This is a genomic window from Marinobacter sp. W-8, assembly GCF_044342215.1.
Taxonomy (GTDB): domain Bacteria; phylum Pseudomonadota; class Gammaproteobacteria; order Pseudomonadales; family Oleiphilaceae; genus Marinobacter; species Marinobacter nauticus.
In genome coordinates, this window is record NZ_CP172297.1 from 1,443,618 (window position 1) to 1,465,535 (window position 21,918).

The window sequence follows — 21,918 nt, forward strand, 5'->3', positions numbered from 1 at the left end:
TTTATTATTTTTAATTATTTATGCTGCAACACCCTTGACTCTCCAATTAGTCATTTGTTCGCGCATTGGGTATAGCTGATGTATTACGTAGCCTAGACAATCGTGCATGTGGTCTAGGTCATTTTGCTTGTCCACACGCTTAACGTTGCTGTGTTTAGATTGTTTAAATTGCAGGTTATCTAGTGTTTTAATTAAATTCGTACAGCGGGGATGTACAAACAATCTTGCATTACCCTCGCTATCTGACAGCATGTTTTGTACTTCGTTGATGCGGTCTATAACTTTTGGGTTACTGTCATCAACTACTAAGTGATAGTTATATTTTGCTTCTTTTAAAATTGTAAAGTTAGTGGTATCACCCGCTACAGCACTCTCTGCTTTACCGGAGCTATCCGGGTAGATGTAGATAACGTGATTGGGGTACTTAAGCCTTATTTCGTCTGCCATTTCGCGGGTAGATGAATTTTCTAAACTTATTTCATCAACCACATGGAATTGCTGACCGGCCTTGATGCCAACTACAGCCGTCATCGGAGTTCTATTAAAATCTAGGCCGATGTGCAGGGTGTTAGTGTCGCTGACGCTGGCAAGATTGCTGCGCACGTGATCGACGTAATCAAAGAGCGAGTAGACGCGGTTTTGCACAGCGTCAAAGGATGCTTCGTATTCCTGTGCGAATTTTACAGGGTTTGTCGTAAGTCGCTTTTTCTCGTACTCACTTGCCGGGAATAGACCACCATCCAAGCTACTCAAGCGCCAGCCGTGCCAATCGTCCCATCCGGGCTTATCAGTTATGGCGTTGTCGTATAGCTCTTTTACCCAGTTGTGGCCCTTTGGCGTCGTGATAAAGAGTACAGGGCCTGATGTCGTCAAAAAGCATGGGCTTACGATCTCATCCCACAGATCAGAGACACAAAAGGCGCACTCGTCCAGTACAGCACTATGCAGTGTCACACCACGTATACTGTCCATGTTGTCACGGTGGCCGGACATTAGTTGTATAACAGCGCCGTTTTTAAGGACTATTTTAAATTCTGACTCTGACGGTTTGCGGGCTTGTATTGGCTTTGTGAGTTGTTTTAAAAGTATCCATGCAACGCGGCGTACTTGCCCCCAATCCCGCGCAATATAGTAGTGTACAGTGCCGTTACCGGCCTTAAGTGCCTGATAGATAATCCAAACTATTGCCAAGTATGACTTTCCGAATCTTCGACCACAAACAACTACTTTATGTCTAGCAGGGTGTGCAAATATTTCTGATTGCTTCGGGGATAAATTTATATCAAATTTCATTATTTATTATTATTTTCTGTATCATCGTCTTGATCAGAGTCTTTTTTATAAGTCTGTAACTGATCGGACGGCACATTAAGATTAAAATTAATTTCAGTGTTTGAATCTACTTTTCCGCGCTCTGCGTCTTTTTCGTATGCCAGCAACTGCTGTTTAATCTGATATTCCCTTTCGCCCCATTTAACCAATGTGTTAAGAGTGCGGCTGATGGGATGATCTTTGTCTAGATCACCGGAAAAATATTTTTTAAGCAAACGAGGGCCATTAGCGCCAATAAATGCGGTTGCCCAAATATTGACCATGGGCATATCTTCGTAATCTATGACCGAGTTTTTAAACATCTCTTTGTAAGCTTGCTGTATTTCAGCGTTGGATGGTCTGCCCGTTTTTTTCTTTTTCTTTTTTTCTTCTGGGTCAGTCGTTGGTAGTTTGTATGATCCGGGTGGTCTGCCGTAAGTAGACGCTGTACCGGGCTTTGGCCCTTTTTTGGTATTAATTGGCTTTGGGTCTGCTTTTAGCTTAACCCAGCCACCGGATTTACTTTTTTGCGGTACGCCGTCTTTGCGTGTGCGGTGTATAGACGGGTCAAATGGCACACCGTTAGTGTCTAGTTGTCCTATGTATTGTGCTGTGATGTTATCGGCTAACTGATCGTTTTTATCATTATTATCAGTCATCTGGTGTTATCCTAATTTATTAAATATCTGATTTTATTTATAGATAATAAAAAGCCCGCTTAAGCGGGCTTGTTTAGAAGTCAATATTGTGATCAATTTTTTTGCGTAGCTGCTTTTGATCTTTGTGAACAAAATATGCACAGCCGGAAAGTATGGCAGAGAGTATTATTAGTAACGCACACCACATTAGATAGTCCTCCCGTGCCTGTCGCTGTAACCACCAACGTCTGTTAAGTTGGATGTGCGCCAATCAATAGCTATATCTAAGTCTGAAAAGGTGCGCTGATACTGTCGGTTGTCCTTACTGTAGTATGCTAGATATTTTCCGTTTGGCTTAATCAATATGCCAGTGATGCCGGATTTGTTGTTTTTATACACCGCTTTATTTTTTAAATTCACGGCTTGTGGTACGTCTCTTAGGTTTTCCCATCTGTTGTTTGTAGGGTCACCATCTATGTGATCGACGTTATTTTCTGGCCAGTTACCAGTCATGTATAACCAGATAACACGAGATGTTGTGTATAGTTTGCTGTCGATGCGGATAAAGTGCTTGATGTAATCTTTATGTGTCTCTGCTGTACATCCGGCTTGAGTACCAGCAAATCTACTGTTAATACGTTTTTGAGATAATTTTGTTTTGAAATGGTGTGCAGGACGCTCTAACCAAGTCAATATCCCAGTATCTGGGTTGTAATGTAAGCATTCTTTTAAATATTTTTGTGTGATCATCTTAATTCTCCTATTTTTATTAATTGATCACTGGTATTTATTTAGATATTCAAAAAATGCTCAAAAAGCTGCAAAAAATGCGATTTTTGAAAAAAAGACAATAAAAAATGCCCCGATTAAGGGGCATGAATAGGAGAATGTACAAAAAAATGACAACGTAATTATATTTATAGTTGGAGGCAGGCTAATTTTAGAGATTCAGCATTTTTTTCTAAAAAATTGTCTAGATCGAAAATAAAATAATCTCGGTAAGGTAGGGAGTTGGATGTATCTAAGCCGGGGTAGTGCTTAACACAGACAAATTGTCCTTTGCGAGTGATCTTAAAAAATATAATGTCTACGTCACCGGGGCAGGACACTTGCTCTAATTGATCAATCCACGTGTCTAACTGATTGCAGCGCCTGAATAGCTGGTGAAAGGGCAAGTCAGCATAGTTTTTTACTTCTATGTTGATGTGCCACCCGGACGGGGCCTGCACGTCTGATTTACGTGCGGCCAACTGGTGTTGATCTAGTGTTGCGGCTCTGTGTGCGTTGACGCCGCCCACGAATGCGCCCGAGGTGGGCACCCGGACGAATGTCTGACTGTAGGTCTCTGTGAGTTTTTTAGCTATGTCTCGCTCGTAAGTGTTGCCCTTGGTTTTTGATCTGGATGTCATGGGATTATTTAGATATTTCGTCAAATGCCGTCTTATAGACTAAGACGGGCTCTCTGTTTTCCGTGCCGTTTTCGATCACTTCCGCGTACGGGCTGTTGGTTTGGATGTAGATAATGCGAGTATCAGGCAAGTTAATGATGTCTGGATCGTCCGGGGTGGTCTTGTCCGGGTCATAGCTGTAGTCAGGAGTGATAGAGACGATGTGACTAGCTCTGTAAGTACCGTTCAGGACAGGAGAGCGTAGGTTGATCAAATCGTATGCTACTAGTGCCTTTGCCCGTAATTCCTTGTCCGTGGTCTCCTTTGCCAGTCGTAGATAGGCATCTGATGGGTTAATGTTCCAACTCATAGACGCCTCATCTGTAGTGTTACAGCTATGGCCTCAGTGGGGTCTGCTGGCTGGTAGTCAAGATCGTGTACACGTGCCCCATCAATGATGTCACCGATGGCTAGAGGCGCGGACAGATCGGGTATAAGTGCAGTCATCTTGTAGTCAGTTGACTTGATCAAGTCGCCGTCGATCTCTGCTGCTGTATAGCTCTCTGTAATCGCTTTCCCGGTGATTTCCTGCGCTGGGGTAGTCGTATCAGTCACAGGGTCTAATATGCCTGCTCTGACGGCTACAAATGGCTTATAGAGTGTCTTACCTGTGGCTTTCTCTGCTTTCTCAATCCCTGCTTTAAATTTTTGATACAAATCAGCCATTACCAGCCCCTGTTAAGTGAAAAAACGTTACCAGATGGGATATATGGCTTAAGCAACGCATCAACAAAATTAAGCTGTGCGCTGTTATCAGATGTGTTGTTGCTATAAGACGTAGATACGGCTAGTGATCCTAACTTAACCGACTCGCTGGTTACATCGGGTGTATCCGCTTTATAGATGCCGTCTGACATGTCTATTAGTGCTAATTCACATCCAGCCCTGACCACTTGATCTGGGATATTGTCAGCATCTATGACCACCAATTTTTTGTTGTTGAGATAGATATTAGCGGTATATACGTGCTTATCTTTTGTATCTGTATCTAGTGATGTCCAGTCAGCTACATTTTGTGCGTATGTATCTACATCTGATACTGTCACGTAATTAATCATTATTTTTAGTCCTTAGTCGTTGCCTTGGGTGTTCTTTTTCTTGTGGTTTTCTTCGGTGCTGTAGCGCTCTGTGATACGTCTTGTGATGCATCTTGATTATCTGATGTATTGGTATCAGTTGTTTTTGTATCGCTGTCCTGTGGCTTCTCAGGTGCTTTATTTTGATCTTTTGATTTAATGCCTAATGTTGCTAATTGCTGTGCTGTTAGTCGTGCCATGATATTTTCTCCTTGAGTGATTAATAATTGTATTTATAGGAAGAAATAAAATAATGGTTGAGTCAACGAAACCATTATTTTTTGTGGGTTAAGAGCGATAGCGAATAACACGCAATCAATATTAATAAGTGCGTATCTCCTTGCAGTCGATCCACACCATAATTTCACTCGCATTGGCTCATGAAATTATATTTTTTAGAAGAGGGGAGGTGTTAAAAATTTAAGAAACATTTTAAAAGACATAGCTTCGCCCTTAGTACGTCTTTTAAAAAGAATTAAGGGAGGTGGTTACCTATGCCTTAACCGGCTAACTACACAGAGATTTTGGCCGTCTGTGTGTCTTTCACCAATTTACCTTTAATTGGCTGTTGCTAGTTGATTGACTGGTAGGTTAGGGCAGTGTGCTAACTGGGTTAGCCCTACTTGCTAGATACCTAATGGCGATTTAGGTGGGGGCGGTTGGCCTGTACCCCTCTTATATCTGACCGCTTATCCAACGGGCTTAGATCATCATCTGATGAGATTAATATAGTAGCAAGTAGTCAATCTATATTAATCCGATTACTTAAGTAATCAATCCTTATCATTTTTGTGTCAATCTAACTAGACATTTCAGGTTCCGCTATCCCTACCGTTTTTATCGGGTAACTACCGGGATATGCTGCCTTGTCCTAATAGATATAAATTTTCTAAGGTTTATTAATTGATATCACAGGTTCAGAATCTGTCAACATCTAATTATATTTATAGTGGAATTCAAAAAATGTAGAAAACTTTGCAAAAAGTGGAGTTTTAAAAAGAACAAAACCCCAGAAGCCGCCCAAAGCTCTGAGGTTTGTTCTACTTGCTATGATCCGGGGTAGTTGGCCGGATCAATTGTCCGTTGGATAATGGACATAAATATTTATACTTGTTTGATAGGAGAAAAATAAAATGAATTGGTTAGAAATATTAGAGAAGGATGATACACAGATTGATAGATTTTGCAGTGAGTATCTAGCACAAGCTGAGCAAGCAAAATCAGAATTGGGGATTGATGGACACGTTGAAAAGCTGGCTAGACAGATGCCAGCAATTACAGATAAGCGGTTTAGTCAGTTACAGGAGATAGAAGCGGTACTAGAGCATTACAACATCAAGCTTAAAGCGACACGTAGTCATCACTACAGACAGTATCTAGAGCATTATAATAGGACATTAGGCAGTCGTGATGTCGAGAAATACATAGATGGTGAGACAGACGTAGTAGAGCTAATGATGATCATCAATCGTGTTGCGCTGGTACGTAACAAGTTTGCCAGTGTCACCAAAGCATTAGAGGTAAAACACTGGCAAATAGGAAACATTGTAAAACTAAAATCGGCAGGTCTGGATGATATAGATATTGATAAAGGTTAGCCTACTTGATCAGTTGAGGCTGCATTCTCCCGTTTTCTTTTTTCCTCTTCTAAATCGCTTATTTCTTTCTCTAATGATAGACGTTTCTTCTTAAGTTGCAGGGCCATAAGTGAGTTATCCTCACCATCAACCTTGCCACCTGTTGCATAGGCCCATGCAGTATAAGATGTGTAGATTACTGAGCACCCTAAAACAAAAAGTAGTAAGGCAAAAAACAGTGGCTCTCCCTTAATTCGGTAGCTGTCGAGAGTGTCAATTAGTCCCCATATTGAGATGCAAACAGCAATAATTCCGCTAATTCCTGATATTACAAATGAGATTTTTTGTTTCATGAATGGTAATGTTTCCTACTGTGGATTTACTTTTGTAGTATCCTATCCAATAAACGTTTAATCTGCCAGAATCATGTATGCTTTTTTGGCTTTTCTTACTCCCTCAAGCCTGCCGTTACACAGTTCAATTTGTCCCAGTGCTTGTACATACGCATCACCAAGGGCGGCATCATCATCTGATGCGCGCATAGGGTAGACACAATCCTCTAGATCAAGATCAGCCGGAAAAGGATTGTCAGGATAGACATAGACGGTCTGACAGCCTACCAGCAATACAGACACCAGTATCAGGGTAATCAGTCGCATGGCTTATACCCCCTCTCACAGATCACTCTATCGATCTCGTCACTGACTCGGGGGTGTAGTTGCATCTGTATACGCTCTACATCGCTACCATTAGCCTCAACTTGTGCCCGGATCGTGTTAAGAGACTGGGATACCTTCGCGTTGCTGGCTGCTATCTGACGCTCTAATGCCACGTTAACGGCTGTGATGTCGGATTTAACCGCCTGTAGAGCATCGTCTGTGACTGCTTTAGCCTGCAACTGGGATAGCTCTTGTTGCGTCTCTGATAGCTCTACACGCAAATCCTGTACATACCAAGCAAGTGCCCCGGCCAGCACAGCCGGTAGCCATAGCGGCATCGTCCTGAATAGGAACGATAGGAGAGGCTTAAACGCTATCATCGTGCACCTTTGCCTTTTGCAGCACGTTACCGCCTGTGTAGATCGTGAGTGACAGGACGCAGAGGCTTACAAACTCCGCACCGGCCAGAAAGCCGGTAAACAGTCCGGCAGTGCCAATTATCAGTACTAGTAGACAAAGCAAAAATTTTCTTGATTTATAGTCAGTGTTTTTATTTTTATTTTGGGTCATCTGCGCGCCTGTGGTAATGCAACTTAAATAAATCGTCTATGTCTTTGTCTGCTTTGTCAGATGCTTTATTGAGATTTTTTAGATCAGTCTCTATAACTCGTATTGAGGTTGATACATCGTTAAGCTGAGATTTGATATCTTGTAAAATCGGGTAAGTAGACTCTATCGTTTGTATTTTTTCATAGATAACCGCTATCTTAGTTTCTGAATCTTTTAAACGTTTATCTATGTCATCTATGCGGCTATCTTTACGTTTGTTGTGATAAACGAGGTAGCCGACAATAGTTGATATTAAAAGCAGTATTATTCCGGTTATTATTTTTGTTGTTATTGGGTCAATCATTTTTATAATCTTATACTGGTGTCGTTAAATGTATTATGTATACAGTGCCTGCCGGGGCGGCAGTGGTTAAATCTGGTAAACCGTTAGTACCGTCGCAGATTGCCCAGCCAGTAGGTACAGGCTTAGACGCTGGTATCAGTACAATAGACTCGGTTGGAGACGCATTAAAAACTAGGTCGTTAACTTCGGTCGCATTGTAGTACTTTACGTATGCGTCAGCGGGGTTACCCTGCAAGTCTAGCCATTTGCCGTTGTGGTAGATTATGTTTCGCTGATTAGTTGTATCGTAATAGATATAACCTTCGTCCACTTGTCGGGGTCTACGCCAGTAGGGGCCAAAGCCATAATCTACAGCGGTGCCATTTAAGCGTACCTCACGAAAATCTTTTGAAAGGCCGTTAGAGCCCACCTGTATCATCGTAAAGCTATCAATAGTGTTAGATAGCATCCCTTCTGTGTGCCACACCCACCATGTTTCTTTTTCTTCGGTATGGGGTTCTTTTGATGTAAAAACGACTCTATTAGTCTCGCGGGTAACGTCATATACATCTAGCACTTGCACTGAGTACGAGTAATTAGCAATCTTATCTAACAGTGTCTGCTGAGTGTCTGCTGTTGTTACTGACACGCTCAAGCCGTAGGCATCATCTGTGCTGTCACCAAGCGTGAGGGTAAACCAACCATCGGTTAACACCGTGGTGTCTGGTGGTATCTCAACAGCAAAGATGTGTAATTTGGGGTCTAGGCCGTCACTTACTGACGTTTCGTCAAAATTACGTTCTGGCACGTCTTGTATCCACGTAACTTCGATTTCGTCCGGGCCAACCTGAGTACGGACACGGCCAATGTAGGTGTCTGCATAATCTGATGGCTGTGCTTCCCGCAACGCTGCACGGCTGTTAGCTCTAAGCTTTGGTGTAGGGTAGGTGTAGTATGTGCTTGATCCAGCCCCCCAGAATGCAACAGATGCCGCGTGTGCGTGCATACCCAGTGCTAGCGCTACTAGGTAACTCTCCGCGTACATTTTCTTGTCGTAATTAAGTACTGCGTCTAGTGCGTAGCCTTTGGTGCCGTAGACCTGATAGTAAGACTGTCCGTTAAACTCGGCTTGTGGCTGGTACATGTACTCGTACATGTCAACGATTCGCTGATTGTCGTTAACCCATTGATCAGGGTCTGCATAAGAGCCTTCTCCGGGTTCATGATGGTACTTATAAAGCACGTTCTCAAACTGGATGTAGTCCTGATCTGTTAACAGGCTGGGTAGTAAATTGGGGTTGCCCTCAAAGTTGTCAGCCCAATCTAGGATTATGTTTTGATTCGAAAAACAGTAATCGGCAGACCATGAGTTGGCACAGACATACATACCTTTGTCGTGGCAGTACTGCACTAGTGCGTTTTGGCGGTCACGGGTGATGTAGTAATCGTACCCGAACTCATCAAGGAAAATGTGTGTAGCGCCGGTTGCTTGCCAGTTGTCTATGCGTTGATAAAGGGTCTCAAGCGGATAGTTGGAATCAGGCCACGCTGGATCAAGGCCAATTGGTACATAGCCAAAAATCTTAACGTTAGGGCGTAGCTGCTTAAGACGTGCGGCAATCTGTGCGGTAACCGCATTTTCTGGGTGTGTTGGCTCTCCGTAGCCGTCGCCCCACACAACACCGTGAAACTGACTGTAAAATTCTGCCGCCGCTTCTACATCCCACAAGCTGTTAATGGCTTGCGGGTAGCCGTAGAATTTACAAAAATTCTCCATCAACGGCTGATTGTCTGCGATTACTCCGACGACGATATCTTTGACCGCAAAAACCTCATCTCCCGCCAGCGGTACAAAACTATCCACGGGACGATAAACCTGTGTTGATAGTTGGCCGTCAACGACTAAGCGTAGCTCCCCGGACACGTAGTCGTCTGGAACTTGACCACGGGTGTACCCAATTTCGTTTTCATTTAGAAATTTGGTTAGGCTCGGTATGGTTGCATCTGATAGCTGTATGTCACCTTGGGATTGTACAAAATCAATTAGTCTATCGGCGTCTAGTTTTGGACTAACGAGAGTGTCAGTTTCTGATTTGCTATAACTGGCTACATCCAGAACATTAGATAATCCGACATCCTCTTTAGTGGTTGCAGTAGCACGGATATCGTATGTACCGGTAGTGTTTGCCTTTGTTGTTGGGTCAAAGTTGCCCGTGTGATAGACGCTATTGCCGTCTACTGTTAAATCTAAAGGGTTAGACTCATTGAAATTGCTTTCTATTTTTAAAATGCCATCTTGAGCGTATATTTTAACGCCTGTCCCGGCATTGAGACTGCTGTAGTAATCAACAACACTAAGTGTCTTACCAAGTGTAAGATCAGATGCTGATCCATTTACGGCATTGATTTTACTGTCAAGACTGTCGCTTAGTCCCTCAACCGTGCTAATTGTATGCGTGTGGCCATTAGCCATCAAAGAGCTATCAATTGTGATGTTGGCTGATCCGTCAAACGTACCAACACCGTAGATATCACCGGTTAACGTAATCGTCCGGGGTGTAGTTAGCTTATCAGCGCTTTTTGCATTGTCATCTTTACCAAGCTTTGTGTTTAAAAGATCGTTGGTTTCTGTTTTGCTATAACTCGCTACATCAAGAACATTAGATAATCCGACATCTTCTTTAGTGAGCGTAACCGCGCCAGTTTTTCCGGATACGGACGTTACATTAACTACTATATCGATATGATCCCAGTCAGTACCGTTGTAGATGATACGGTCACCAACTTTATAATCCACACCATTCACATTACCCGCGCCGGTAACCTCGTACATCGCGCCCTGTGTTAGATTTGTTGTGTCTGGTAGTTGTCCTGTTGCTGCATCCCATGTGCCGGTGTACTTAACGCCGGATAGGCTATTAGCAGCGGCTTGTGCTGATGCTGCGGCCATATCTGCACTGTCTCTAGCAGATGCGTCAAGATTGCGCATCTCTGTTAGTAGAGCAGGGGTAAGTAAATCAGTTTCGTTGAAATTAGATATCAGACTGTTTAAATCAGTCTCTACAGTTTCAGAATTTATAACAATATCTTTTACTAATACGTAAAAAGACTTGCTCTCTTTGGTTTTTATACTGATTTCGTAGCGCCCATGATTTAGATTTAAATCATAGTGACCGTTGATGTCAGTTTTTACAGTTGCAGTTACTGACTGTAAAACCTCGTCTGATGTAGCCGTAGCCGTAAATTTGATTGCAGCTAAAGGTATCGGGTTGTTATTGGCATCACGCAAGGTGCCGGTAAAATTTTTATAAGCCATTCTTTGACGCCTTTTTTATTATTTTTGTACTAGGTCATTAATGGATGTGGCTACAGTGCTATCATCGATTTTTACAGCAGTAGCTATCAGATAAAATTTTCTATCTGATTTTATGTAGATATCATAGGTTCCGTAGTTAACAGTGATGTTGTATGTACCATCACTGTTAGTCACGTAGTCGGTAGGCTGGTTGTAGTAGGGATTTTTTACGCCTTTGAGGATAAGGCGTATAGTTGTCTGTATTGGTTGATTGAGAGGATCAGTTATTGTACCGATTAATGATATCATTCACATTTAGACCTATATTATTAATTATCTAAATGTATTTATGATTGATTGGTTAGCCAAAACGATAAATTTTTAATATCTCTCAAAAGCGGGTAGGTAGACTGATTTTTAAATTTATTGTATGCGTTATGGATGGCCACTTTACGCAAAGTCATAGACTGATATGCTTGATCATACATCGAATGCAAATCATCACGGTTAACTGTTACAGACGTATTGTCTGCTAGTGTCCAATCAATGGTGTTGCCGATTGCATCAAAATTATCAATTACTGATTGCATAGTAGCGAGGGATTCAGGGTCAGCATCAACAACACCGAAACTAGTATCAACCGGCTCTACTTGCATCTGATCCCGATACTTTTTTAAATCATCTAGAGTACATGGTTTATTATCTGGATTTAATTTAATTTCTCGCTTCAAAATTTATTGTCTCCTGTAAGTAGTGAGGGTGGTCTAAAATAATTTTGTAATCACCTGCCATGTCAGATGTTATTTCTAAAGTCCCGTCAGTAATAGTGTCTTGCTGGCTATCCAACCATGTAACAGTTGTATTAACTGGGATGTTGTTAATAATGATAGTATCAACGCCGTCAGCGGCAATGATTGATTTATTGATCGATAATGAGAGTTGTTGCTTAGCTATAAATTGTCCATCTTTTACAAAAAAATGATCAGCCGTTATTTCATCACTCATAAGCAGTGTAGGGAGTTCTTGAAGCTTTGCTTCATCCTCTCCACACAAAATTTCATGGAGTATTTTACCGTCATCGTCATACGCAGCATATCGCTTTATCATCGTTTTGCCTCCAATAACATAAAAGATGGTTTGGTAACTGATCCACTGCCACCCTGATAATTTAGTGCAGTAAATCGAAACTGGAATCTAACGCCGGTAATTGGTGCACGCGACGGGATATAAAAAGATGCTGCATGGTAACCGCCAACTATTGCTAACGATAAACCAAACTCTACGTCTTGCGGATTAGCAGCAGCAATCAGTCTATCAGGAACTAAAATATCCCCCGCTGTGCTGACTATACGAATACGAAACTCGATTCTTTGACCTGTTGTTGATCCGCCATATTCGAAGCCCAGCCATAGAGCTAACGGCGCTCCCGTATGGTTAAAGTTCAGGGTTTGAGCGGTAGTCCAACTTGTCCCGCTACCGCCAATTGAGCCGGTAGTAGATACACCCCGCAAGAACGTTACCGCTTGTCCTTTAATCTGTAGAGTGTCTACGTAAGCATCACCGGTATATATTTTATTACCGTTGATGAGCGTAGTGCCCGGTCTAACCCAACCATCAACCGTATTTTTTGCATCAATTCCAGACGCTTTTATGGCCGCTAAGGTATCACCATCAACTACTATGTTAGGGTCTAATGTACCGCTGGTGATCTCTGCGCTACCACGGATAACAGTATTATTTAGCTCTGATGTACCATTTTTATTTAATTGCCATCCTGAAGCACCGGAAACAAAATCATCTGACTTTAGAATGTCGGTGATTTTAGCCATGCCAATTTCACCATCACCAATCAATATTTCGGTGAAATTACCGGTCACAGAGGTAATCTTTCCTGCATCTAGTTTTTTGATAAATGCCGCATCCATATAAGTTTCATTGCCGTCAACGATAAACGGCATGGTAGTAGATGCGGAATTAGTATTAAATATAGCAAATCGATCTGCATTAACTGCAAACAATGATTGATTGTTGTCATCAATAGCTAAACCAAAACCGGTAACGGCATTGTTGTTATCAATTTTGACGGTATACTGTCCCTCTAAGCCGCTAACCCGTTGATCAACTGTTATCAGTGCCTGATCTGCATTAACTCCACGGTCAATATCACTAATTAAATCGGTATATAAATCAGTCTTACGTATCTCACCACTTATAACATCTATAATCGTACTAGGGTCTTTAGTCGTTGTGAGATTGATAGGATACCAATCACTAAATCCATACGCATTAACAGCACGTACATAGTAATAGTAGGTGGTGTTAGGAGTAAGTCTAGTATCCACTAATACAGACATCGTACCCAGATTGATTGCGTTAGACTCAATGTCACCGGTCTGCAAGGCAGTCAAGCTACGCCAAAATTGATACTGTTGATCACGTGTCGCTCTGGGGGTCAATCTAATCTCATAGTTGCCAACATCATAATCAATATTGCTGATGTTTACTGGCTCTAAGAGGTTATTGATGGTGGTAGATTGTTGTACCGGTAATGATTGGTCGCCTAAGCTGTCAACAGCAATTACTTTTATTGTGTGTTCACCTTCAAATACATTTTTAAAGGTATGGGTATAACCAGTGGTATAGATTGGGTCATTAAAATCGTAATCATCTGGCCCTTGGTGAGATACATAGTAACCAACGATCCGGGGATCATCTGAGGCTGTCCAGCCCACGGTTAACATCTGACGATTTACCCCACCGTCTAACACCGTGTGGGTTTCTATGTTGATAGACAGGGGAGGGGATACACGGCCAGTCGGGATTAAATCTTTAAAGCTTTCCTCGAACTCTACGCCGTGATCAATAGCTGCAAATTTTTGTGGCCAGTACTCTAACGCGGTGATTGCAAACGTGTGATTGTCTTGCTCGTCACTGGATAGCACACGGTACAAGCGAGGCTCTAGATTGTCCGCACTCAGTAGGTATGTAGCGTTATCGACAGGGGTATCAGATAGCGGGGTATCAAGCGTAACGATGGTATCTTGATAGTTGGCTATGGTTGCCGTCTGGTTTTGTCCGTCCGGTAGGGTGACGGTGATACGCCAGTTTTGCCCCTCGTCCCATGGCGGTAGATCATCCAGTACTAGGGTATCTGTACCTGTCTGGCTTAATCGACCGAAAAGGCGCACACCCTGCAAGTCAGGATCGTTGACAGCAATGATGTCACCGGGGCGTAAATCTGCGTAGTGATTGCCGACACCAAAGCTGACGGTTTCGGTCTCATGTGCTGCGGTGTACATCTCCCATAAACCAAGGCGTCTAGCTTGTCCACGGGATGAACAGCCGAAGGCGGTAATCTCTTTTTCTTTGATCCCAAAGCGTAGCGAGTCATTGTCATCTACTACCTCTGTTGCTGGCTTAAATTTGTTGTCAGGATCGTTGTATTTAACTTTTATGCGGTTGTATCTGACGCGCTCTGAGGCGTCCTGATACTCGAAAACCCCATCGATTACGTTAGCCGCACCAAAGGTAGCGATAACGTCTTTCGGCATGTCTGCAACGGGTATGACACTGCCTGTGTCATTGCTGGTGCCGTAGTAGACCATTGCTCTAAAAACGGAGGCTAAAGAGGTCAGTACTTTGTGTACGTCTTCTTTTTTGGTTAAAACGGTGTTGATCGTGTAGCGGGGTTCTTGACCGCCGTAGCCGTCTGGCACCAACTCATCACAATACTTACCAATGCGGTAGAGCAACCAACGATCAACGGAGCCCATACCCGCGCCCCACTCGCTGTTAGTAGCGAGTGCATAGAAAATCCACGCGGGATTATTAGTCCATCCCTTAGTAAAGGTGCCGTCCCAGTCACCGGTATAAGTGCGAGTGTAGGGATCGTAGTTAGAGGGGATATCAACGATGATTCCCCGGTACTTGTAACTACGGCTGGGAATTTTGCCGCCGAATTGTTTAGCGTCTGCACGTAGCGCTACATAAGCGGTATCAGGGTAGGTCATGCGTTGATCAATGATGGTGGTCATTGTGTCCCACCACACACGGTCAACGATGTTTGATCCGGTAGAGTCCGGGCTAGTGCGTCTGACTCTGATTTGCCAAGGGCCTGTACCCGTCAAGCGGACACGGTAAGCTCGTTGATAATCAACGGTACATTTACCCTTTATCGTGTCTATGTGAGGCGTCCGCCAGATATCACCATCTGCTTTAACATCGATGGCGTGTGTTACCTCGTAGCCGTTGGTATCACCATTTTTAAGATTTTGTTTGGTTAGTCTGGGTACTCGCAGAGTGACACGTACCGAGTCCGCGTTGAGGTCGGTCACAGACTGGATAGGGCTAGTAGCAGATGTGATTTCGATGTTGACGGCTTGGGTGTTTTCAATCGCTGGAAAGCCAGACACCGGGGCCTGTGATGGGTAACCTTCCCGGTGTTGCCACGCAACACCATCAAAGTTATAGCTACCGTCCGGGTTTTGTATTGGGACATCATCTAGGTAGATCGATTTAGCGCCGTCTACAAGCCCTTCACAGGGGCCAACGCTGATCACATCCAGTAATTCCGCGTATTGTATTGATCGTAGGGTATTCGGCGCTTCTTTGGGGGTACGGCTACTACCGCCGCCTTTTCCACCGCCTGCACCAGTGATAGGGATTATTTTTTGATTATCTGACATTCTTTTTATCCTGATATTTACTTTATTTATCAGGAACTAAGAACATCACTCGTCAGGCGGTAACTGATCTACTGACAAGCCTGCATTAACAACAACAGAGCCGGTTAACACCTCACCAATCACGATTGGTACAGCTAAGCCCTCAGAGCTTGTGTTAGTGGGGCCATCAAAAGTAAAGGATGGGCGTTGTGCCACTTCTTCCCGGCTACCGGCATCATAGGAGGGCATATCAGTCAGAGATTTAGAAACACCATAGGTCGCCAGTGCAGCACCAACAAAACCGACGGTAGTAGCGGAAACGGTCATACCTGCAACAGCTAACCCGGTCGCTGGAATGAAAAACGATGCACCGATTAGAGCAACACCTAGCCACGTAGATGCATTACCCGCCCCCTGTGCGGCTGGTAGAATGTGCATCTGATCGTGATGACCAAAACGGCTATTAATTTTGGTTTCGTCTTTAATGTAATTTTCGCTGTCTAGATCACCGACTACTATTTGCCAGTTCCCGTACCTGATCTTTCGCTCAAAATCTGGGTACTGACAACAGATAGCTCTAATCCCCTCTGCCGGGGAATCAACCGCTAATCTAAATTTGCCTTTGAATTCTGTTTTTAATGATCCGTGTAGATGTATATCAATCATTCTTGTAATCCTTGAATCTGTATACCGCTGATATATGGTTACGGTGTCTATGTAATGGCTCTGTTGATGGATGCCGGGAAATATCAATAGCATCACGTGATGTCATGTGATGACTAATCAAACCATCACCTATGTAAATGCCACCATGATTAGGGATGCGTGATCTGTAATTACATAAAAATATGTCGTTAGGCTTGATGTTTTTAATGTCATCTATCTTGTAAAACCCTGCATCATTAAGATTTGTGGTATATAAATCATTTCCATTTTTCCAAAAATCCCATTCTCGGGCGTAATCTTTTAAATTGATCCCTAGATTTATTTTGTAATAATCTCTGATATATGACCAACAATCAGTCACCCCATATCTAAACGTACGGGTCTTAAGGTCAGGAACAGGCACGCAATCTCCCCACCAGATCAGATCAGTTGTAGACTTACCGTCCGTAGCCAATAGACCAAACGGAATTTTATAATTTATTTGGGTCTGCATATCCGCATGAGATGGGTAAGCGGGGTAGTCAGGGTGACTATGAACAACTGCTAGTAATCCCTCTTTCTGAGCGTTAGCAATGTCCCTAGTCTTAACTGAAAAACTAGACTCTGGGTCTTTAGCAATATTGTCTACTTTCTTACATCCATTTTTAGTAATTAAAAAGACTGCCTCTAGAGGATACTCTTTAAGCGTCTCTTCTTTAATGTAATTTTTGTATTGATCAAACATCATCTTTTCACTACCCCCGGAAATCCCTTGTATGGCAGGGGCTGATCAGGGAAACGTTTTTGACAGTCTGCTAATCGCTTACCGCAACTATCTTTAGCTGGGTCGGTTTGATTTACTCCGAACGTGTCATAATACCGATTGTCTGTGTAAGGGCAGGTGGTGCCGCTATACTCATAATTGCCCGTATCCGGGTTGTAAGAGCGGTAGACATGTGTACAGGCATTTTTAAGGATGTCCCAGCCCGGTATTTTCTTGCCCTCTCTGTCAAATTCGGTTGTTAATTCGTACTCGACCAATTCCCGTGTGTGCTGAGTGCGTCTATCTACTACGTAGTAATCAATTGTGTATGTAGCAAAAGGATTAGGGTCTATACCATTATCAAGATTGTCAGCATGTATTCTGATTCTTCGAAAGGGTACGCCATTAAGTTTTGTCTTAATGACTAATGACCTAATCGATAGATCAAGGGTAGCTATTTTTAATTTTGGTCTGGATATCGTACCTTGCCCGGAAAACTTAAAGCCCGTGACATCGATAGGTAAGGGGATGTACTCGTATCCGTTGTACTTAACCGGAGCATCAAAATCGATCAAATTACAAAACCTGAAAATACCCTCACCACGGTCTGTCAGGTTTAGTTCGTACAGGGTAACGATGGGGCTTTGTTCGGTTTGCTGACTGGTAGTAGCTATGATGTTGTTCATTTTTCGTGCACCTCACGTAGTGTGCACGTAACTGTGTATGTCTTATAGCCGGTGTACTGATCACTGATATCATCGGCCACTACGCGTACCTGTTCGCCTGTGTCGGGCACTGTCCATACAAACGAGTAAACCCCCTTACGTGAGGCAAGAAAATCATAGAGTATGTCGTACTCTTCCTGATCCAGTAGAGACCAAGTGACGTTATATACTCTGGTACTGGGGTTAATGCCTGTGGGTCTGCGTTGCTCGTAGCCGTCGCCAAACCTGACGCGGGTAACGTTGTGTTGTGTTGATCTAGACAGCCCATAGTCTGGATGTCTGCCAATGTCTGGTAATACGTCTACCATGTGCTTGTAATCCTATTTTATTATTATAGTTAGTTGTATTTATGGTATGCCTCTGCTATAAGTCCCGTGACATTAATTGTTTTGGAGTTAATTAGATGAGCGTAACTATCGCTAAGTACTACAATGCCCTGTCTGATCTGGAAAATCTCAAAGCCGAAATTGAAAAAATGGAATCATCCCCGGCTCTGAAAAAAGAGCTAGAGTTTAAAGCCGCGCTTGAAAAGCTGATGGATGAACACGCCAAAGACGCAAAGGATGTAGCTAAGATTATTGGTGGTGAGGTAGCACCTAGCGGACGCTCTAAGCGTACTCCTAGCACATGGACTAACCCTCACACGGGCGAAAAGGTAGTTACCGCTGGTGGTAACCATAAGACGCTGAAAGAGTGGCGTGAAAAGTACGGGGCTGACACCGTAGCAAGCTGGAAAGAATAAAGACAAAGGGGGCATTTAGCCCCCTTTTTTTCATTGACTCGGTGGGTCACCTATCATTACCCCGTAATGTTCCACTAGCATCCTTTTTTGCTCTGACTCAGAAGCTATAATATGCAGTACTTTTATTGTGCTGTCATAGATATGATTTAGTCTGGTGTCATGTGAGTTCAAAAGCAATAGTAGCTTAACAGTATGTCGAAATTCGTTATTGCTTTTCGATCTTATTAGTTCTTCTATTTGTATGTGGGTTAAGTGCTCTAGTGACTTTATATCTAATTCGGATGGTATAGGGTCTTTTTTTCTCAAAAGATCGTTAAAGGTATCTTTTGGTGGTTTTATTTTTATTGCGTCCTCGTATGCTCTTTTCATTATAGGATATAAATCTATATCCCAATCATAGCCCCGTGGATAGCCCTCAAAGGAAAAGTGTTTTGGGCTATTCTTATAGATTTTAATATATAGATCGATAAATTCAGAAGTTAAACTCTTTCTATTCAGTCGTTTCAATATTACGTATGCATTGTTGATATCTTTTGGTCTTGCGTTCTCTATATTCTCTATGATGCAATTTTTAAGGTGTTTTGAGAAGGTTTCTTCTTGAGCTTCATCCATGAGTGAGGTATAGAATGAGTCTATTGCGTCTTGTATATCCTGTGATGCGAGTTGTTCATTGAAAAGCTCCTCAGTAATTTTGGCAATGCTTGAGAAATCTTCTTTGTCAATATATCCAGAAATCACAGAGTTTATGATTTCCTCGTCAAATTTGTCTGTTGTAGAGTAATCGTAACTTTCTAGAAATCTTTCCCATCTTTTATATTTTTTCTCTTTTAAACTTTCCTCTTCTGAAACCTCAGTTGTTCTATTTTTTTCGGACATCAACCTAGAAATTCTTGTGCTATGTCTGGTTTCAATATCAGTTAGAAATTCTATTGTTGGTGCGTCTGGATCGTGCCCATAAAAACAGTAGTTGGCTAAAGTTAGAGTTTTAATGAATTGAAGCTGAACATCTATGGAGTAATTTTCAAGATTATGGTGATTTCTAGCTTGGCTCAGTAAATTTAAAGTCTTTATTATTATTCTTAGGTTCGTAACCTTGAGTTTTCGACAGTTGTCGAAAACTAAGCTTATAAGCTCATCATCTTCAGCGTCTTTTCTAAGTAGTTTCTCGGTTTCGTTGGGGTTTATCTTAAACTCTAGATCGTAGTCTATAACTTTCTCGCGATAGCTTTTAAAATCGTTGGTTACTTTATCATTTAAAAGCAATACAACCTTGCAGCCGCGTTTACATTTAAGGTCGTTTATAAAGCCTAGTGTTTCCTTTTCCGGAATGTCGCAACGCTCAAAATCATCTATGCATACTATGGTATTTCGTATCATTGAATTAGACATAGATGCGAACATGGTATCAACCAAAGTTCCGGCACTTATGCCTGCATACTTAAGAGCCTGTGTGACGATTTTAGGCAAGAATTTTCCAGATGCCTGTTGAAACTTTTTGACACCTTCGGCGTGTTTGAGATCAATTGTATTTAATTTATTGAAAGCTATTTCTGTTCGTAAGTCTTGAAGGCTGGAAATACCAAAAAGAGACACGTAAGCGTAGTAGTTTAACCCAATAGCGTTAGGGTCTTCGCCGGATTGTTTTAAAGCTTGAGCCTCGTTTAGAGTCTGATCCCACGTGAAAGTTTTCCCTACCCCCCAATCACCCCGGACGGCTAAAACTTCTGGCTCTTTGGATGCTAGAAACTGTCGCATCTGGGTTTTAATGACTTCCAATGACACGGGCTGTATCTCCATGCTGTGTAAATATTAGATCAAAGTTCTTATAGGTCTGTGCTCAAGTTTTTGGCGAACTCTAAAAGGCTGGCATATCGTCTTTGTGTTGCACTCAGACCAAATACGATTGACCAATCTTCGTTTTGAGGTCTATAAAACTTTGCGTCCGGCTCTATCCTTGGGTCTCTTAGAATTAATCCCCGCCTTAAAAAATCTTCGCTATATGCTAATAGTTCGTCTATTTCAACGCCTAAATCAAGTTGTTCAAAGTTTTCGTTATATACTGATATTATGTCACATACTGGCAGTCTTCTGACTGTTTTTATTTTACTTAACTTAATGAATAAGTTGACTTTTAAGTCATCTAGCCCGTTGATGCAGTTTACAAATCGTATCTTTAAATTATGAGAGAAATCGTAATTGTTGTAATCGCTATATAATATGGCCAACGCTTTTAGTGTAATGGTGCTAGGTGTATTGATTATAGCCCTTGCATATTCTTCAAGAAATTCCCGCGTTTTTTCTTCGTTTACGAATTCCTGAATCTTGATGCTGTTATCAACTGACATTCTCTCATAGCAATAATCAACAGCTTTGAGGAACTGACCTATTTTGTAATCTCTTCTAAGTTCAACAGCATCCTTTAGCAGCGAGAGGGCTGATCTGGTCGCAGGTGCATAAAATTTGTCCGGTATGATTTCCATATCTGTCCTCTAAGCCAGTGTATGAAAGCGTTTCTGTAGAAGACTACCAGATAGCACCAATGCATGGGGCAGGGGAGAATCAAAACAGGGTGATTTCACGGTGATTTGACACAAAAAAGACACATCCTTGTGTCTCATGGCTTCCTTTTATAATAAAAACAGTGGGTTATAGAGATGCACAACAGATAATATATCTAACAGACACGATGGCCTTTCAAATCGATCAACCCTTGTTGCCTAGGTATGTAAGATAGGCACCGAATATAGCGGCAATAAACACCAAAACTGGCTGAAGGGCATGGACGTAGCCTCTAATCAGCTCAATGCGGGTTCTGTGCCTTGCTACCAACCATTCATCGTCTTTAGTGGGTTTGTGCCTTTCATGATTGGTGGGGGGCTCCATTTCTTCAGCGCTTGCAGGAATTGTTTTGTCATGCTCCTGTTTTATTTTAGGTCTTCTAGCTGGGCTTGCTGGTCTAGGGGGCACGTCGTCATCGACATTGATGTGTTGGTCGAGGTCTTCATCGTCAAGGTGATATGAGCGTACTAGCGCAACTGGATCTTCTCTCGCTATGTCAATCCGTTCTCTGATCGCTGATCCCGTATAGCTTCCCGTTATCATCAGCAAAGCGATACCTATTAGAGTCAACGAAAAGTTGAATAATTCTGTAGCTAGAAATTCACTTACTAATATGTGGAACGAGGCATCTATTGCAATCGGTAGCAACACTCCGATTGCAAGTAATCCTACTGCTGCGATGTCGGCCATAAAGGTTAGGAGTAACCTTTGATGTTTGATTACGATCCCGTGGCCAAAACCTATTGTGAAGATTAGGATCAGGTAAGGAATCAAGCCGCCAGCCGCGACTTTTGTGATCCATAGAAGTAGACCTAATGTCGTCGCCTCTATCAAAAACAAGATGATTTTTCTGGGACTCACATCCATGTTGATGCCTCCATTAGCTGTTGCCTTGATCTCTATGGTTTTGATCGTACGTAAGAG

The 21,918-nt window shown here is 42.5% G+C and carries 23 protein-coding genes; 2 read left to right on the top strand and 21 right to left on the bottom strand.

Annotation, left to right across the window (positions count from 1 at the left end):
- Positions 1–18 precede the first annotated feature (18 nt).
- The 7 genes from ACF8YQ_RS06630 to ACF8YQ_RS06660 all read right to left on the bottom strand — a co-directional run bounded on the left by ACF8YQ_RS06630 (position 19) and on the right by ACF8YQ_RS06660 (position 4,673).
- Positions 19–1,293 carry a terminase large subunit domain-containing protein gene (locus ACF8YQ_RS06630; protein ID WP_396622947.1) on the bottom strand — a complete coding sequence of 425 codons (1,275 nt, stop codon included), beginning with the start codon at positions 1,291–1,293 and terminating at the stop codon, positions 19–21.
- On the bottom strand, positions 1,293–1,970 hold the full coding sequence (locus ACF8YQ_RS06635; RefSeq protein WP_396622948.1) for a hypothetical protein: 678 nt from the start codon (positions 1,968–1,970) through the stop codon (positions 1,293–1,295). Before ACF8YQ_RS06635 ends, ACF8YQ_RS06630 begins: the two co-directional genes overlap by 1 nt.
- 186 nt (positions 1,971–2,156) lie before the next feature.
- Positions 2,157–2,699 (bottom strand): HNH endonuclease, encoded by a 543-nt coding sequence (locus ACF8YQ_RS06640; protein ID WP_396622949.1) that lies wholly within the window; start codon positions 2,697–2,699, stop codon positions 2,157–2,159.
- A gap of 663 nt (positions 2,700–3,362) precedes the next feature.
- Entirely contained in the window at positions 3,363–3,707 is a 345-nt protein-coding gene (locus tag ACF8YQ_RS06645; protein ID WP_396622950.1) for a hypothetical protein, read from the bottom strand.
- Entirely contained in the window at positions 3,704–4,063 is a 360-nt protein-coding gene (locus ACF8YQ_RS06650; protein WP_396622951.1) for a hypothetical protein, read from the bottom strand. Before ACF8YQ_RS06650 ends, ACF8YQ_RS06645 begins: the two co-directional genes overlap by 4 nt.
- On the bottom strand, positions 4,063–4,455 hold the full coding sequence (locus tag ACF8YQ_RS06655; protein WP_396622952.1) for a DnaT-like ssDNA-binding protein: 393 nt from the start codon (positions 4,453–4,455) through the stop codon (positions 4,063–4,065). The genes ACF8YQ_RS06650 and ACF8YQ_RS06655 overlap by 1 nt, the downstream gene beginning before the upstream one ends.
- 5 nt (positions 4,456–4,460) lie before the next feature.
- Entirely contained in the window at positions 4,461–4,673 is a 213-nt protein-coding gene (locus ACF8YQ_RS06660) for a hypothetical protein (protein ID WP_396622953.1), read from the bottom strand.
- 933 nt (positions 4,674–5,606) lie between these two features.
- On the opposite strand from ACF8YQ_RS06660, the gene ACF8YQ_RS06665 reads away from it, so the two are divergent.
- Positions 5,607–6,071 carry a hypothetical protein gene (locus ACF8YQ_RS06665; protein ID WP_396622954.1) on the top strand — a complete coding sequence of 155 codons (465 nt, stop codon included), beginning with the start codon at positions 5,607–5,609 and terminating at the stop codon, positions 6,069–6,071.
- Here ACF8YQ_RS06665 and ACF8YQ_RS06670 read toward each other — a convergent pair.
- The 11 genes from ACF8YQ_RS06670 to ACF8YQ_RS06720 form a co-directional block, all read right to left on the bottom strand.
- Entirely contained in the window at positions 6,068–6,403 is a 336-nt protein-coding gene (locus ACF8YQ_RS06670) for a hypothetical protein (RefSeq protein WP_396622955.1), read from the bottom strand. The two genes, ACF8YQ_RS06665 and ACF8YQ_RS06670, sit on opposite strands and share 4 nt — an antisense overlap.
- A gap of 57 nt (positions 6,404–6,460) precedes the next feature.
- Positions 6,461–6,709 (bottom strand): hypothetical protein, encoded by a 249-nt coding sequence (locus ACF8YQ_RS06675; RefSeq protein ID WP_396622956.1) that lies wholly within the window; start codon positions 6,707–6,709, stop codon positions 6,461–6,463.
- A 556-nt stretch (positions 6,710–7,265) separates the two neighbouring features.
- The gene (locus tag ACF8YQ_RS06680) at positions 7,266–7,622 is read right to left on the bottom strand and encodes a hypothetical protein (protein WP_222562547.1); all 357 of its coding nucleotides are present in this window, start codon (positions 7,620–7,622) and stop codon (positions 7,266–7,268) included.
- Between the two features lie 10 nt (positions 7,623–7,632).
- Positions 7,633–10,917: a prophage tail fiber N-terminal domain-containing protein gene (locus ACF8YQ_RS06685; RefSeq protein ID WP_396622957.1), complete on the bottom strand. Its 3,285-nt coding sequence runs from the start codon at positions 10,915–10,917 to the stop codon at positions 7,633–7,635.
- Positions 10,918–11,243: 326 nt separating this feature from the next.
- Entirely contained in the window at positions 11,244–11,627 is a 384-nt protein-coding gene (locus ACF8YQ_RS06690) for a DUF4376 domain-containing protein (protein WP_396622958.1), read from the bottom strand.
- Entirely contained in the window at positions 11,611–12,003 is a 393-nt protein-coding gene (locus tag ACF8YQ_RS06695) for a hypothetical protein (RefSeq protein WP_396622959.1), read from the bottom strand. The genes ACF8YQ_RS06690 and ACF8YQ_RS06695 overlap by 17 nt, the downstream gene beginning before the upstream one ends.
- Positions 12,000–15,581, bottom strand: a complete 3,582-nt coding sequence (locus ACF8YQ_RS06700) for a host specificity protein J (RefSeq protein WP_396622960.1) — start codon at positions 15,579–15,581, stop codon at positions 12,000–12,002. Before ACF8YQ_RS06700 ends, ACF8YQ_RS06695 begins: the two co-directional genes overlap by 4 nt.
- 45 nt (positions 15,582–15,626) lie before the next feature.
- Positions 15,627–16,226, bottom strand: coding sequence for a hypothetical protein (locus tag ACF8YQ_RS06705; RefSeq protein WP_396622961.1), 600 nt, complete (start codon positions 16,224–16,226; stop codon positions 15,627–15,629).
- Positions 16,219–16,953, bottom strand: a complete 735-nt coding sequence (locus ACF8YQ_RS06710; protein WP_396622962.1) for an NlpC/P60 family protein — start codon at positions 16,951–16,953, stop codon at positions 16,219–16,221. Before ACF8YQ_RS06710 ends, ACF8YQ_RS06705 begins: the two co-directional genes overlap by 8 nt.
- Positions 16,950–17,654 carry a phage minor tail protein L gene (locus ACF8YQ_RS06715; protein WP_396622963.1) on the bottom strand — a complete coding sequence of 235 codons (705 nt, stop codon included), beginning with the start codon at positions 17,652–17,654 and terminating at the stop codon, positions 16,950–16,952. The genes ACF8YQ_RS06710 and ACF8YQ_RS06715 overlap by 4 nt, the downstream gene beginning before the upstream one ends.
- The gene (locus tag ACF8YQ_RS06720; protein WP_396622964.1) at positions 17,651–18,001 is read right to left on the bottom strand and encodes a phage tail protein; all 351 of its coding nucleotides are present in this window, start codon (positions 17,999–18,001) and stop codon (positions 17,651–17,653) included. The genes ACF8YQ_RS06715 and ACF8YQ_RS06720 overlap by 4 nt, the downstream gene beginning before the upstream one ends.
- A 95-nt stretch (positions 18,002–18,096) precedes the next feature.
- Here ACF8YQ_RS06720 and ACF8YQ_RS06725 point away from each other — a divergent pair, with 95 nt between their 5' ends.
- Positions 18,097–18,435 (top strand): histone-like nucleoid-structuring protein, MvaT/MvaU family, encoded by a 339-nt coding sequence (locus ACF8YQ_RS06725; protein WP_222562537.1) that lies wholly within the window; start codon positions 18,097–18,099, stop codon positions 18,433–18,435.
- A gap of 30 nt (positions 18,436–18,465) precedes the next feature.
- Here the strand turns inward: ACF8YQ_RS06725 and ACF8YQ_RS06730 are convergent, their stop codons facing one another.
- The 3 genes from ACF8YQ_RS06730 to ACF8YQ_RS06740 all read right to left on the bottom strand — a co-directional run bounded on the left by ACF8YQ_RS06730 (position 18,466) and on the right by ACF8YQ_RS06740 (position 21,861).
- Complete coding sequence (locus ACF8YQ_RS06730; protein WP_396622965.1) at positions 18,466–20,217, bottom strand: hypothetical protein; 1,752 nt, start codon at positions 20,215–20,217, stop codon at positions 18,466–18,468.
- A 41-nt stretch (positions 20,218–20,258) separates the two neighbouring features.
- Positions 20,259–20,915 (bottom strand): hypothetical protein, encoded by a 657-nt coding sequence (locus ACF8YQ_RS06735; RefSeq protein WP_396622966.1) that lies wholly within the window; start codon positions 20,913–20,915, stop codon positions 20,259–20,261.
- Between the two features lie 223 nt (positions 20,916–21,138).
- Positions 21,139–21,861: a hypothetical protein gene (locus ACF8YQ_RS06740; RefSeq protein WP_396622967.1), complete on the bottom strand. Its 723-nt coding sequence runs from the start codon at positions 21,859–21,861 to the stop codon at positions 21,139–21,141.
- Positions 21,862–21,918 lie beyond the last annotated feature (57 nt).